This window comes from Aeribacillus composti (genome assembly GCF_031760945.1).
Taxonomy (GTDB): domain Bacteria; phylum Bacillota; class Bacilli; order Bacillales; family Aeribacillaceae; genus Aeribacillus; species Aeribacillus composti.
The window spans coordinates 3,001,601-3,014,551 of sequence record NZ_CP134501.1 but is presented as its reverse complement, the minus strand read 5'-3'; the positions used below and the strand labels follow the sequence as shown (position 1 = coordinate 3,014,551).

Here is a 12,951-nt window from a genome sequence, read left to right as displayed (position 1 = left end):
ATTTGTTTGATTGAGGCGAGCCAAAAGTATAAAAAACGCGCATATATTATTTTTCAGCGCTTCAGGCAAAGCGTTATGATTTGGAGCGTCGGAATCGAAAAAAATACCAAATGATGATTGCAGCAAATACAAGAACGGCGATCACAGCATAAATGATTTTCGAATAAATATCTATGTATTCGGTAATGAGAGGCCAAGCTTCTCCTAATCCCGCGCCAACCGATACGAGAAATATATTCCATACGAGAGAACCGATCGTAGTGAAAATCAAAAATAAAACGAAATTCATGTTGGACATTCCAGCAGGAATGGAAATTAAGCTTCGCAATAACGGAATAACTCGGCAAAATAACACAGTCCATATGCCGTAACGATCAAACCAATTGTCTGCTTTATGTATATCCTCTTTTGAAATTTTCAATATGTATCCCCAACGGTCAACAATTTTTTCCAACCTCTCAACATCCAGCAACAGACCGACGCCGTATAAAATGATTGCACCGACAACGGAGCCGCAAGTTGCCGCCAAAATAACTCCTGGAACTGTCAGGTTCGAATAAGTGGTCATAAAACCGCCAAAAGGAAGGACAATTTCGGACGGAATCGGTGGAAAAATGTTTTCTAGCGCAATAATTAAAAAAATCCCGAGGTAGCCATATTGTTCCATAAAATCTGTAATCCAGTTTTCCATTCAAGTTCCTCCTATAAAGAACAAATTCTCTATATATTATACTAAAGAAATTGTCCTAAATGATCAAAAATAAAAATCCAGCCAATTGACTGGATGTCCCTAAAGAAGTATATAAAGCTGATAAAGTACAAGTAGAACGGTGGACACAATGAAAATGTTTTTGGCTACTATTTGTTTTTTCTGTTTGTCAATGATTTTCAATTCTTTTTTATTTACTTTCGAGTGATTGGCTGTAATCCATTGTTTTACTTCCCTTTTGTTTTGACAGGTCGCTAAATACGTTTCTCCATTTTTTCCAGTTGCATGAATAATAAAACGGCAAGTTTTTTTTGTACTCAAATAGTATTCCCAACCTTTTAAAAAAGATTTAGATTACTGTTATTTTACCAAGTTCCAACTAACTTTCAACCTTATTTTAAGATTATTTTCCTTTTCAAAAATTATGAAAAATGAAAGGGGATTCATTATGTGCTGTCGTGCATGAAGATCAACAAGAACTTTCATACTAAAAGTAACATCGTCTGGAGGTAGTTTTATGAATACACTGATTATTTACGCCCATCCTAATCCCAACAGTTTTAATTATGCGATCTTGCAGACTACTGTACAAAAACTTCAGCAGAAACAGCATGAAATTAGAATTCGGGATTTGTATGAAATGAATTTTAATCCTGTCTTAAAAGAAGATTACTTTACAAAACAAAATCCAGCCGTATCCAAAGCGATACAAGAGGAACAAATGCATTTTTCGTGGGCAAAACAATTAATTTTTATTTATCCGACATGGTGGAACGGCATGCCCGCTATTTTAAAAGGATATATCGAAAAAATATTCACGAATGGCTTCGCTTTTACGTTTACGGATGAAGGGGCAAAAGGGCTTTTGCAAAATAAAAGAGCGATTATTTTTCAAACAACATCTCATCCGGAAAATTATTTAAAGCCATATCAGTTAATTGCATCAATGGAGACAATCGTTGATGTCGGTATTTTAAATTTTTGCGGGATTGAAACAATCACTCATAAGTTTTTTTATTCAGTTCCTTATGTCGATGAAAATACAAAAAAGGCGATGCTAAAGGAAGTAGAAGATATAGTTGAAATGATTTAATCTTTTCGAAATATTCACTTTTTGATAAGGATCATGCATAATAGAAATGATGCACCAAAACTAGAAAGGGAGTGGAGTTGGTTGGTCAAAAGCTTGCAAGATACGGTGACTTTACATAATGGTGTTAAAATGCCGTGGTTTGGTTTAGGCGTATATAAAGTCAATGAAGGGGAAGAAGTAATTCAAGCTGTAAAATCAGCAATTAAAGCGGGCTACCGCAGCATAGATACGGCGGCATATTATAAAAATGAAGAGGGAGTCGGAATTGCGATAAAAGAATCGGGAATACCGAGAGAAGAACTATTTATCACAACAAAAGTTTGGAATGACGATCAAGGCTACGACTCTACATTAAAAGCGTTTGATGACAGCCTAAATCGATTAGGATTAGACTATTTGGATCTATATTTAATCCACTGGCCAGTTTCAGGAAAATATAAAGAAACATGGAAGGCATTAGAACGGTTGTATAAAGACGGAAGAGTTCGGGCGATTGGAGTCTGCAACTTCCATGTTCACCATTTAGAGGATTTATTGCAAAGTGCGGAGATTAAACCGATGGTTAATCAGGTGGAATTTCATCCAAGATTAACACAGGAGGAACTTAGAAAATATTGCAAAGAGCAAAACATTCAATTTGAAGCTTGGTCCCCGCTTATGAGAGGTGGGCTTCTCGATAATGAAACTTTAGCCGAGATTGCTGAAAAATACAATAAAACGATCGCACAGGTGATTCTCCGTTGGGATCTTCAACATGAGGTCGTGACAATTCCAAAATCGACAAAAGAGCATCGAATTATTGAAAATGCTTCTATTTTCGATTTTGAACTATCTCAAGAAGATATGGAAAAAATCGATTCCCTCAATAAAAATGAGCGGATAGGTCCTGATCCTGATACTTTTTAAAAGGTAAGAAATAAGAAATCGGTAATACTACAAGCCTTTCCTATATGCTGTTCAGCAGCTTTTGAAAGGTGAAAAAATGCTTCAGCTTCAATGGAAATACATTTGTGAGCTTGAAGAAGAAATATGTTTGGAAATCTTTCCGGATAAATTGATTATTTTGCGATAGTGATTTGCAAATCATTCATCATTTTGCTGGAGCCAAGCGTATGAAGACGATTTATTGCAGTATGAACAAAATTTCTAAATATTGGAGCTACGGATATTCTGTCCGCTTTTCTTGTTAAGACTGACAAAATTTGATTATTCAAAAAGCCGCTTTTGAAATAAAAGCGGCTTTAACTTTCTTGTGCAAGTTTTTGTTTTTCTCCGACAGACAATTGTTCCATATTGCCAAGCAGGCATTTACAGCTTCCATGTTTGTCATGAAAAGACAGGTTTTCCTTATTCTGATTTTGTCCAATTTTCCAGCGCTTCCCGAAAAACGCTTTTTTCCTGTGAACCGACGATACGATCGGCTTCTTTTCCGTTTACATAATGGACAAGCGTTGGAGTTGCATCAATTTTATACTCGTCCCAGCCCTCTTCAAACTCAAGAAGGTTGTATTGGTAGATATCCACATTTAATTCTTTTGCCAAAGGCATTAAGATCGGTGTTGTGTTTTTACAGTGCGGGCAGGTAGAACTGAAAAAATAGACAATGACATCTTCTTGATTATTTAATTTTGTTTCTAGCTCATCCGGAAGTATGATGTTTTGATAATTTGGATCATCCAGCAGTTTGACGGTTTCAGGATGCAGGCTCGACTTTTTGTACGGATTTCCTTCCGCCTTTTGCTTATTTTGCAAATTTGTTACAATTGCCAGTGCCGCGAACAGTACAATAATGATTCCGCCGAATATAAGCAGTTTTTTCATATAATTTGGCGAGAAGACCCCGTAATTTTAAAAATTTTGGGGAAAGTATCGCCGTTATTCACTCCTTTCGTTCCTTTGCACTAAAAAATGTAAACCGATTTTCATAAATGACGGGAATGACGGCAACCGCAAAAAATAAATGTTTATCTTTCTAAGACCTCATGAACTTGCCGGATTGCGATTAAGTCTTAATATGGGTAAAAAAACATAATTGAAAGCTATAAATCCAAAGGTTTTGTTTGCTGGTCTATAGAATTATTCACCTCTTGAAAAATCTGAAAATAACGGAAACGTTATCCTTTCTGCCGTAAAATGAAAAAGCTTGTGAGGAAAATAATTGAAAAGCCAACTAAAGCCAAGAAAGGAATTGTAACGAATCCAAACCAATTAATGTAGTCGCTTGTACAAGGAACTCTTCCGCATGCGAGGCTATGTTCCCCTAAAAAAGGAATTTTTTGTATAGAATAATGGTAAATGGAAATCATGCCTCCCATAATGGACAAAGTTAAGGAATAGCTTGCAATTTTGTAATCCTTTTTTACTACAGCTATTCCAAGTATAACAACGAGCGGGTACATAAATATCCTTTGAAACCAGCACAATTTACATGGTTCGAAATGCATGATCTCAGAAAAATACAGGCTTCCTAAGGTAGAAATTAAAGAAGCGATCCAGCCTATCAACAGCAAATTGTCTTTTCGCTTATCATCCATCCAACTAACCTCTCTGTTTTCTTTCTAAAGGCATTATAATACATTTCCCCTGAATTAAAAATGATTTTGCGATGAAATCAATAAAACATCAGCTAAGAATTATTATCATTCATAAATTTTTACATATTGTTCAAACTATCAACGAAAGGAGTGAGACAATGGATAAAATTCGCGATATCATGTCTTCTAATGTCATTTCCGTTTCATCAAATCAAACTGTTCAGGAAGCTGCTCAGTTAATGAGACAGCATAATGTTGGTGCGATCCCTGTTGCAGATAATGGACAATTAAAAGGAATTATTACAGACCGTGATATTACGCTTCGCTCAACAGCTCAGGGCAAAAACGAAAGCACAACCGTTGCAGAAGTTATGTCGACAAACCCTGTATGCTGTAGTCCAGACGCGAGTCTGCAAGAAGCTGCCCAAATCATGGCACAAAATCAAATTCGCCGGTTGCCTGTAGTGGAAAATAATCAAGTTGTCGGCATGGTCGCATTAGGAGATTTAGCAACTAATAAGACGTCCGATGAAGCGGCAGGAGAAGCATTAACAAATATTTCTGAAAAAGATCTTCAATAAATCCTCTTGCAATCCCGGGATGGGAGTGCCTTGTTGAAAAAAGAGCGTCCGTTTGGCGCTCTTTTTTTCCGTTCAGTGGCAAAGAGCTTTGTCGCTCGGTTTGTTTTTTTTCAAATGATACAAATAATACATAAATTTATAAATAACTTGAGAAATGGAAAGACGATCATTTGCGAAAAATATGTAAAAGCTGTTTCGAACAGTTCTAAAAATAGGGATGATCATCTCATTTCCATAAAATTTGTGATAAAATATTTCAGGAGAGAAAAAGAAGGGGAACTGGAGGGGTGTTAAGTTATGGCGAAATGGAAAGAAAATTATCAACGATGGATATCGAAAGAAGATATAGATCAAGAGCTAAAACAGCAATTACTAGAAAAAGCAGACAATGAACTCGAATTAGAGGACTGCTTTTATAAAAGCTTAGAGTTTGGTACAGGAGGAATGCGGGGAGAAATTGGCCCAGGCACAAATCGGATGAACATTTATACAATCCGCAAGGCTTCTGAGGGATTGGCAAGATATATTGAATCTTTTGGAGAAGAAGCCAAAAGACGCGGCGTGGTAATTGCTTACGATTCCCGCCACAAATCGCCGCAATTTGCTATGGAAGCGGCAAAAACTATCGCAACGCATGGTATTCAAACTTATGTATTTGATGAATTAAGGCCAACTCCTGAATTATCTTTTGCTGTCCGTTATTTAAACGCATTTTCAGGTGTTGTAATAACGGCAAGCCATAACCCGCCGGAATATAATGGATTTAAAGTTTACGGAGAGGATGGAGGTCAGATTCCTCCAAAAATAGCTGATGAAATCATCAAAAAAGTGAATGAAGTTGAAAATGAATTAGAAGTTGCTGTTGAAAATGAAGATATTTTAAAACAAAAAGGCTTGATTAAAATCATTGGAGCGGAAATAGACGAAGCATATAATGAAAAGATCAAAACGATTTCACTGAATCCTAATTTGGCAAAAGAAGTAGATGTAAAGGTCGTTTTTACGCCGCTTCATGGTACAGCCAATAAACCGGTTCGACGAGCTCTTCAATCATTAGGCTATCAAAATGTAACCGTCGTCAAAGAGCAGGAGCTTCCAGATCCAAATTTTTCGACAGTGGCTTCGCCGAATCCTGAGGAGCATGCAGCGTTTGAGCTAGCGATAAGAGAAGGGAAACGCATTGATGCTGATATTTTAATCGGAACTGACCCTGATGCTGACCGTTTAGGAGTTGCTGTCAAAAATGACAAAGGCGAATACATTGTGTTAACAGGAAACCAAACGGGTGCGATTTTGCTCAACTATATCCTTTCTGAGAAAAAGAAAAAAGGATTGCTGCCTGAAAATGGCGTTGTTCTAAAAACGATTGTTACATCGGAAATAGGACGCGCAATAGCGGAGGAATATGGACTAAAAACAATTGATACGCTTACCGGGTTTAAATTTATCGGGGAAAAAATTAAAGAATTTGAACAAACGAAACAATACAAATTTCAATTCGGTTATGAGGAAAGCTACGGATATTTAATTGGCGATTTTGCCAGAGACAAAGATGCCGTTCAAGCGGCCGTTTTAGCTGTTGAAGTATGTGCATTTTATAAGAAAAAAGGGCTCACACTTTATGACGGATTAATGGAAATTTTCAATCGATACGGGTATTACAGAGAAGGGTTAAAATCGTTAACCTTAAAAGGTAAGGACGGAGCAGAACAGATTAAGCGAATTTTAGAATCTTTCCGCCAAAATCCGCTTGCTGAAATTGCAGGTAAAACGGTTACGATTATCGAGGATTATTTAACAAGTGAACGTACATTGCTTCAATCGAACAAAAAGGAAACAATTGATTTGCCAAAATCAAATGTATTGAAATATTTCCTTGAAGACGGATCTTGGTTCTGTTTGCGGCCTTCGGGAACCGAGCCGAAAGTGAAATTTTATTTTGCTGTTCAGGCCGATTCACTGAATAATAGTGAAAAGGCATTGGAAGAATTAATAAATGCCGTAATGGAAAAAGTAAATGATATTCTGACAGTTAAAAAAGCTTAACTCCATTTCGATTGAGATCCCTTCAGTCTATCCAATAAGTCTTAAAAATAAGAGCGAGGGAGAAAAACAAGACGTTTTTCCACCCTCGCTTTTTCGTTTACGCTCTTGAAAAAGCGAGCTAAGTCCCGAGTTTTGGCAAAGTTGATAGCCGATTATAGCAGCGGATCAATAGCCATGAAAAAAGGCTCCTGAAAAAACGGGCTTTCGGCAAAAACGATCGCCGCTTTCAGCATTGAAGCAATAACTTAAACGACTAAAACAGAAAGAAAAAGCAACCCCATTTTTCAGAAATAACTTTTCTGAAAAAAGGTTGCTTAAACTATTGAGTCACCTTTCTGGAAACTATTTCAGCGCGATTTCCGGTTCAACCTCTGTTACGTTTTCTAATGCATGGTCAATATAACGAAGTAAAGCATATAGTTTATGCTCAATAATTTGATAATCGTGTTCAAAATTATAAGCGTGTAAAAAATGCTCAATTTTTTTGGAAAGAAAATCGTCGTTTGTGCGCACCATTAAAATAATCAAATTGTCCCATTGCGAACGGTGCGTGTAATATAATGCTTTGTCGTAATCCATTTTATTCATAATAAACATCCCTCCCTAAAAGGAGTTATGTTTATTGTATGAATAAATCGGTTTTTTGTACCGTTGCAAATGTTGGACATAACAACAGCCGTTTCTTTCAAAACAAATGTATAAATGCCTCATTCAAAAAACGAAAGACCATTTAAGGCTTTTTTCTACTTCACATTAAACAAATGCTTCAATTCGTTTTGATTTATGATTAAATCAGCGAGTGTGTACTGATCCAGCACTTGTAAATAAGCTTGCAAGGCTTGCTGGAAAACATGGCGCAGCCTGCAGGCGGATGTGATCACACATTCGCTGTTTTTTTCATTAAAACATTCGACAAGATGGAAATCTTCTTCAGTTTTTCTGACCACATCGCCAATATTTATTTCGGATGCAGGACGTGCTAAACGGAAACCGCCATTTCGTCCTCGAATCGTTTCAATATACCCGTTTTTCCCAAGCTGGTAAATGACCTTCATTAAATGGTTTTTTGAAATGCCGTACACATCCGCAATTTCTTTAATATTGGATAATTCCTCTCGGTTTTTCGTGCCAATGTAAATGAGCACACGGAGCGAATAGTCAGTATAGTTTGTAAGACGCATTGGCCTCCCTCTCTTTGTCCGTACTAGCTCCATTATACACTGATGGATAATTTAGGTTCAAAAATGTGACATCTTTTCAAAAGATGTATTTAAAATATTGCTTTTAAGACGAAGATCAACTATTTTAAAGATATATATAAAATACATCTTTTTTTTAAAAACAAAGGAGTGCAAATTTATGTTATCCGAACGTACTATTGAAATTATAAAGTCCACCGTGCCAGTTTTAGCTAAGCAAGGAACAGAAATCACAAGTCATTTTTATAAACGAATGCTTTCCAATCATCCGGAGTTATTAAATATTTTTAATCATACAAACCAACAGAAAGGAAGACAGCAAACAGCGCTAGCAACCACACTTTATGCTGCTGCCGAGCGCATTGATCAATTGGAGACGATTTTGCCAGCTGTGAAGCAAATTGCTCATAAACACAGAAGCTTAGGGGTTAAAAAAGAACACTATCCAATTGTCGGCGAAAATTTATTAGCAGCTATGAAAGAAGTGTTAGGCGATTTAGCAACAGATGAAATTATTTCTGCGTGGGAAGAAGCTTATAACGAAATTGCAAACGTATTTATCGAATTGGAGCAACGAATGTATGCTGACGCTGAAAATATGGAAGGTGGCTGGAAAGACTTTAAGCCGTTTGTTGTTGTAGATAAAGTAAAAGAAAGCTCTGTTATTACATCGTTTTACCTAAAACCGAAAGATAATGCTGTATTGCCATCATTCCTGCCCGGACAATATGTTACCGTAAAAGTAAAAATAGACGGCCATCAATATTTACTGAATCGTCAATACAGCTTATCAGACGCTCCTGGCAAAGAATATTTTCGAATTTCTGTTAAACGTGAGGCAGAACCGGATCAACCAAAAGGGGTCGTATCGAATTACCTGCACGATGATGTTCAAATTGGCGATGAGCTTAATATTAGCGTGCCTGCTGGCGATTTTACATTGGATGTCACGCAAAACTCGCCGGTTGTTTTCATCAGCGGCGGTGTTGGAGTAACGCCAATTATGAGCATGCTGAATACAATAGCAAAAGAAAATCCTTCTAGACCGGTTCGTTTTGTTCACTCTGCTAAAAATGAAGATGTTCATGCTTTTCGTTTGGAAGTAAAAGAGTTAATGAACAGGTTGCCAAATGGAACATCCTTTATTTGTTATACGGAGCCGTCACGTCAAGAAAGCGCCAATCATACAGGTTATATGACTAAAGACATTCTTAAGCAATTCTTATCTGAAAATGCAGATTATTTTATTTGCGGCCCTGTGCCATTTATGAAAGCAGTCATTAATTATTTAAAGGAGCTGGGGGTTGCTTCCGAAAATATTCATTACGAATTTTTTGGCCCAGCTTTACAAATTGCGCAGCCTGAAGGTTCGACCATTTAATGTAGTTTTTCCAAAAAAGTTTTTAATATTTGGTGCCGTGAGAAGGCACCATTTTTTTATAAGATTGTGTATTTTTGAACAGGAATGTCTCCCTTTTTAGCTTTTCGTTTGGTGACAGGCAGTTTAAGATGTGAAATGGAAATAGTGCAATCTGACACAACGTTCAAAATGTTTTTCATCATCTCCCGTTTGTTTTCATAAATTGTTGTAAGGAAAAAGAAGGGGGATGAACAATGAACAAGGAGGATCATAAAGTTCTTCAATATGCAATTGAAGAAATAACAGAAATCGCAAAGGGGTTTGGTCTTGATTTTTATCCGATGAGATATGAAATTTGTCCAGCTGATATTATTTATACATTTGGTGCATATGGAATGCCGACTCGTTTCTCCCATTGGAGCTTTGGAAAGCAATTTTATAAAATGAAGCTCCATTATGATTTAGGTCTTAGTAAAATTTATGAACTGGTGATTAACTCAAATCCTTGTTATGCCTTTTTGCTTGATACTAATTCTCTTATTCAAAATAAACTAATTGTTGCACATGTCCTCGCGCATTGTGATTTTTTTAAAAACAATATCCGATTTAGTAATACGAAACGGGATATGGTCGAAAGCATGGCGGCAACAGCGGAAAGAATCAAGAAATATGAACTTTTATATGGAAAAAGAGAAGTGGAAAAATTTTTAGACGCGGTTTTATCCATCCAAGAACATATTGATCCGTCTTTAGTTCGGACAAAACTTTCTTGGAGCTTGGATGATGTTGATGAGGAAGAAGAGCATAAGACATACAAAACACCGTATGATGATCTCTGGTCTTTAGGAGAAAAAAAAGAAAAAAGTGAACAGACAATCAAGAAAAAGAAAAAATTCCCTCCCAAACCGGAGAAAGACGTGCTTTTGTTTATCGAAGAGTATAGCCGGGAGCTTGAAGACTGGCAGCGTGATATTTTAACAATGATGAGAGAGGAAATGCTATACTTTTGGCCTCAGCTTGAAACAAAAATAATGAATGAAGGCTGGGCGACGTATTGGCACCAGCGGATCATGAGAGAGCTGGATTTGACCTCTGATGAAGCAATTGAATATGCTAAATTAAATGCGGGTGTCGTACAGTCGTCAAGAACGAGCATTAACCCTTATTATTTAGGTTTAAAAATATTTGAGGATATCGAAGAAAGGTATAACAATCCGACCGAGGAAATGAAAAAGCGGGGAGTTCAACCCGGTTCGGGCAGGGAAAAGCTGTTTGAGGTGCGGGAAATTGAATCGGATATTTCATTTCTTCGCAACTATTTAACAAAAGATCTTGTTATGCGGGAAGACATGTACTTATTTCAAAAACAAGGCAAAGACTATAAAATTGTTGATAAAGATTGGGAAAAAGTGCGGGATCAGCTCGTAAGCATGCGGGTGAATGGCGGTTTTCCGTACATTACGGTAATGGATGGGGATTATATGAAAAACGGCGAACTATATTTAAAACATTGGTATGAAGGGATTGAACTTGATATTAAGTACCTTGAAAAGGTGCTTCCATACATTTATCAGCTTTGGGGGAGAGGTGTCCATTTAGAAACGATTATTGAGGATAAACCTGTTTTATTTAATTTTGACGGCCGGAATGTCCATCGAAAATATTTGTAATGATGGGGCAAGATTGTCTTGCCCCACGGAATTTGTTTTTAGGCTTTAGGAAAAACGGTGTCAGCATCATTTTTTAAGATGCTTCTTCTTTTGCTTCCACAGGGGAAGCTTTTTTCTTTTTTAAATATCCGGCAAAAATAACGCCTGCAACAAGAATAATCGTTAAGCCCCATTTTAGAAGCGGGTTTTCTTCAAAGAAGCCTTTTAGAAATTTTTCATCTACGATCATTTTGGCTGCTGTAAAGGCAATAACGGCAGCCCCAATTGTCACAATAACTGGGAACCGTTCAATCCATTTGATGATGAGCGTGCTGCCCCACACAACGATTGGAATAGAAATTAACAATCCGATTATGACTAAAAGGAACGATCCGTGCGCGGCACCGGCAACCGCTAAAACATTATCAAGCCCCATTAAAGCGTCTGCTACAATGATCGTTTTCATAGCGGACCAAAAGCTATTCCCGGTATCGACGTTATGCTCTTTTTTATCGATGAGAAGTTTATAGGCAATCCAAAGGAGAAGAATTCCGCCGACTAATAGCAGTCCAGGGATTTTTAATAGCCAAACAACTGCAAGCGTCGCAATTGCCCGGATAAAAATCGCTCCAAATGTCCCCCATATAATGACCTTTGTTTGTTGGTGTTTCGGCACATTTCTAGCTGCTAAACCGATTAGAATGGCATTATCACCAGCTAAAACAAGGTCAATGATAACAATCGAAAGTAATGCTGAAAAAAACTCAGGTGAGAATAGTTCCAATATTTATCACTCCTCAAATATTTTATACTCATTTCGATGTTTTTATCCTTTGTTATGCAAGACAATATTTTTCCTGTAATTCCTTCGGAGCCATTTTGATCATTTGCTGCATGATAAAAGTAAATATAACGACATCATCCACAATTCCAATTAAGGACAGGAAATCTGGTATTGCATCGAACGGCAACAGGAAATATCCAATTATGAAAGCGATCGAGAATAGCTTTTTTTTCCTATTCACCTCCTTCGATAAGAAAAATTCAAATATAAAAGGGAAAAATGAACGAAAGTTATAAATGAACCGAATTCTTTTCCATATTTTTCTCATCGTTTTCCCCTCCACTAGGTTTATTTTTTAAAATTTGTATTGTGTCATGATCCAGACTATCGATTCCTTCTTCAAACACTAATGTTGTTTTAAAACGGTATGTTAAACTGTCTGTTGTTGCGGGAAGATGCTTTGGTAAAACAAATTCAAAAGGAATTTTTGCGCAATCAGCTGGATCGATTATGTCAGGAGCGAATAACGTAATGGAGGCGATTGATTGCTGATCAGCCTGATTGTTTATTTTCATAAGATCACATTGCAGCTGCTTAATCTTTTGAGTTATAGTGCCTCCTTTAATGTAGAGCGTGCCTGTTACTTTTTCTCCTGGAGAATACGTTTCTTTATCCAGTACAAGATCGACTGTTGCAGAGCCTATTCCGATTTTGGACATATATTTTCTAAGCAGCAACTCAAATTATCCTCCCAAAAATTGTTTTAAGATGCAAAAAGACCTTTGCCATTTTTATGGCAAAGGTCTCGCTAACAACATCCAGTTGTTCAATAAAGCCGGTGGATTCCTCCACGAAATGACGACTTTATTGTTAAGCTACTCCCCTTTGGGAATTTTTATTCTTATTCCGTTTTTCTAATTTGATTATATTGGTCAAATTGCGATTTGTCTAGTATTTTTTTTACTGAAGTAAATGTGTTTTGCAAAATGTCGAACA

Annotated in this window: 15 protein-coding genes; 6 read left to right on the top strand and 9 right to left on the bottom strand. The window is 36.9% G+C overall.

The window, feature by feature from the left end; all coding sequences use genetic code 11:
• Nucleotides 1-73 precede the first annotated feature (73 nt).
• A complete protein-coding gene (locus RI196_RS14680) occupies nucleotides 74-691 on the bottom strand; it encodes a DedA family protein (RefSeq protein WP_066250903.1) in 618 nt (205 codons plus the stop codon).
• 99 nt (nucleotides 692-790) lie between these two features.
• The gene (locus tag RI196_RS14675; protein WP_144597064.1) at nucleotides 791-1,030 is read right to left on the bottom strand and encodes a hypothetical protein; all 240 of its coding nucleotides are present in this window, start codon (nucleotides 1,028-1,030) and stop codon (nucleotides 791-793) included.
• 196 nt (nucleotides 1,031-1,226) lie between these two features.
• Here RI196_RS14675 and RI196_RS14670 point away from each other — a divergent pair, with 196 nt between their 5' ends.
• Both RI196_RS14670 and pgoN read left to right on the top strand, forming a co-directional pair.
• A complete protein-coding gene (locus RI196_RS14670; RefSeq protein WP_144597066.1) occupies nucleotides 1,227-1,802 on the top strand; it encodes an NAD(P)H-dependent oxidoreductase in 576 nt (191 codons plus the stop codon).
• Between the two features lie 81 nt (nucleotides 1,803-1,883).
• Nucleotides 1,884-2,708, top strand: coding sequence for a glyoxal/methylglyoxal reductase (pgoN, locus tag RI196_RS14665; RefSeq protein ID WP_094244595.1), 825 nt, complete (start codon nucleotides 1,884-1,886; stop codon nucleotides 2,706-2,708).
• A gap of 441 nt (nucleotides 2,709-3,149) precedes the next feature.
• Here pgoN and RI196_RS14660 read toward each other — a convergent pair whose 3' ends face one another.
• Entirely contained in the window at nucleotides 3,150-3,623 is a 474-nt protein-coding gene (locus tag RI196_RS14660; protein ID WP_094244596.1) for a thioredoxin family protein, read from the bottom strand.
• 293 nt (nucleotides 3,624-3,916) lie between these two features.
• Nucleotides 3,917-4,336 carry a disulfide formation protein C gene (locus RI196_RS14655; RefSeq protein ID WP_311066435.1) on the bottom strand — a complete coding sequence of 140 codons (420 nt, stop codon included), beginning with the start codon at nucleotides 4,334-4,336 and terminating at the stop codon, nucleotides 3,917-3,919.
• 158 nt (nucleotides 4,337-4,494) lie between these two features.
• Between RI196_RS14655 and RI196_RS14650 the strand changes: the two genes are divergently transcribed.
• Complete coding sequence (locus RI196_RS14650) at nucleotides 4,495-4,917, top strand: CBS domain-containing protein (RefSeq protein WP_063387258.1); 423 nt, start codon at nucleotides 4,495-4,497, stop codon at nucleotides 4,915-4,917.
• Between the two features lie 297 nt (nucleotides 4,918-5,214).
• The gene (locus tag RI196_RS14645) at nucleotides 5,215-6,963 is read left to right on the top strand and encodes a phospho-sugar mutase (RefSeq protein ID WP_063387260.1); all 1,749 of its coding nucleotides are present in this window, start codon (nucleotides 5,215-5,217) and stop codon (nucleotides 6,961-6,963) included.
• Nucleotides 6,964-7,305: 342 nt separating this feature from the next.
• Here the strand turns inward: RI196_RS14645 and RI196_RS14640 are convergent, their stop codons facing one another.
• Together RI196_RS14640 and RI196_RS14635 are read right to left on the bottom strand one after the other, a co-directional pair.
• On the bottom strand, nucleotides 7,306-7,551 hold the full coding sequence (locus tag RI196_RS14640) for a YhdB family protein (protein WP_063387261.1): 246 nt from the start codon (nucleotides 7,549-7,551) through the stop codon (nucleotides 7,306-7,308).
• Nucleotides 7,552-7,706: 155 nt separating this feature from the next.
• Complete coding sequence (locus tag RI196_RS14635) at nucleotides 7,707-8,144, bottom strand: Rrf2 family transcriptional regulator (RefSeq protein ID WP_063387262.1); 438 nt, start codon at nucleotides 8,142-8,144, stop codon at nucleotides 7,707-7,709.
• Nucleotides 8,145-8,322: 178 nt separating this feature from the next.
• Between RI196_RS14635 and hmpA the strand changes: the two genes are divergently transcribed.
• Both hmpA and RI196_RS14625 read left to right on the top strand, forming a co-directional pair.
• Entirely contained in the window at nucleotides 8,323-9,543 is a 1,221-nt protein-coding gene (hmpA, locus tag RI196_RS14630) for an NO-inducible flavohemoprotein (RefSeq protein WP_130156492.1), read from the top strand.
• Nucleotides 9,544-9,776: 233 nt separating this feature from the next.
• Nucleotides 9,777-11,192, top strand: coding sequence for a SpoVR family protein (locus tag RI196_RS14625; protein WP_311066434.1), 1,416 nt, complete (start codon nucleotides 9,777-9,779; stop codon nucleotides 11,190-11,192).
• Between the two features lie 73 nt (nucleotides 11,193-11,265).
• Here the strand turns inward: RI196_RS14625 and RI196_RS14620 are convergent, their stop codons facing one another.
• Genes RI196_RS14620 through RI196_RS14610 form a run of 3 tightly spaced genes read right to left on the bottom strand, consistent with a single transcriptional unit; the run spans nucleotide 11,266 to nucleotide 12,692 of the window.
• The gene (locus tag RI196_RS14620) at nucleotides 11,266-11,955 is read right to left on the bottom strand and encodes a TerC family protein (RefSeq protein WP_066250886.1); all 690 of its coding nucleotides are present in this window, start codon (nucleotides 11,953-11,955) and stop codon (nucleotides 11,266-11,268) included.
• A gap of 52 nt (nucleotides 11,956-12,007) precedes the next feature.
• Entirely contained in the window at nucleotides 12,008-12,283 is a 276-nt protein-coding gene (locus tag RI196_RS14615; protein WP_066250884.1) for a YkvA family protein, read from the bottom strand.
• Nucleotides 12,246-12,692, bottom strand: coding sequence for a sporulation protein (locus RI196_RS14610; protein ID WP_063387267.1), 447 nt, complete (start codon nucleotides 12,690-12,692; stop codon nucleotides 12,246-12,248). Before RI196_RS14610 ends, RI196_RS14615 begins: the two co-directional genes overlap by 38 nt.
• Nucleotides 12,693-12,951 lie beyond the last annotated feature (259 nt).

Coding starts and splice junctions, on each gene's coding strand:
- RI196_RS14680 (WP_066250903.1), bottom strand. CDS start 691: ATGGAAAACTGGATTACAGATTTTATGGAACAATATGGCTACCTCGGG.
- RI196_RS14670 (WP_144597066.1), top strand. CDS start 1,227: ATGAATACACTGATTATTTACGCCCATCCTAATCCCAACAGTTTTAAT.
- RI196_RS14660 (WP_094244596.1), bottom strand. CDS start 3,623: ATGAAAAAACTGCTTATATTCGGCGGAATCATTATTGTACTGTTCGCG.
- RI196_RS14655 (WP_311066435.1), bottom strand. CDS start 4,336: ATGGATGATAAGCGAAAAGACAATTTGCTGTTGATAGGCTGGATCGCT.
- RI196_RS14650 (WP_063387258.1), top strand. CDS start 4,495: ATGGATAAAATTCGCGATATCATGTCTTCTAATGTCATTTCCGTTTCA.
- RI196_RS14645 (WP_063387260.1), top strand. CDS start 5,215: ATGGCGAAATGGAAAGAAAATTATCAACGATGGATATCGAAAGAAGAT.
- RI196_RS14640 (WP_063387261.1), bottom strand. CDS start 7,551: ATGAATAAAATGGATTACGACAAAGCATTATATTACACGCACCGTTCG.
- RI196_RS14635 (WP_063387262.1), bottom strand. CDS start 8,144: ATGCGTCTTACAAACTATACTGACTATTCGCTCCGTGTGCTCATTTAC.
- hmpA (WP_130156492.1), top strand. CDS start 8,323: ATGTTATCCGAACGTACTATTGAAATTATAAAGTCCACCGTGCCAGTT.
- RI196_RS14625 (WP_311066434.1), top strand. CDS start 9,777: ATGAACAAGGAGGATCATAAAGTTCTTCAATATGCAATTGAAGAAATA.
- RI196_RS14615 (WP_066250884.1), bottom strand. CDS start 12,283: ATGAGAAAAATATGGAAAAGAATTCGGTTCATTTATAACTTTCGTTCA.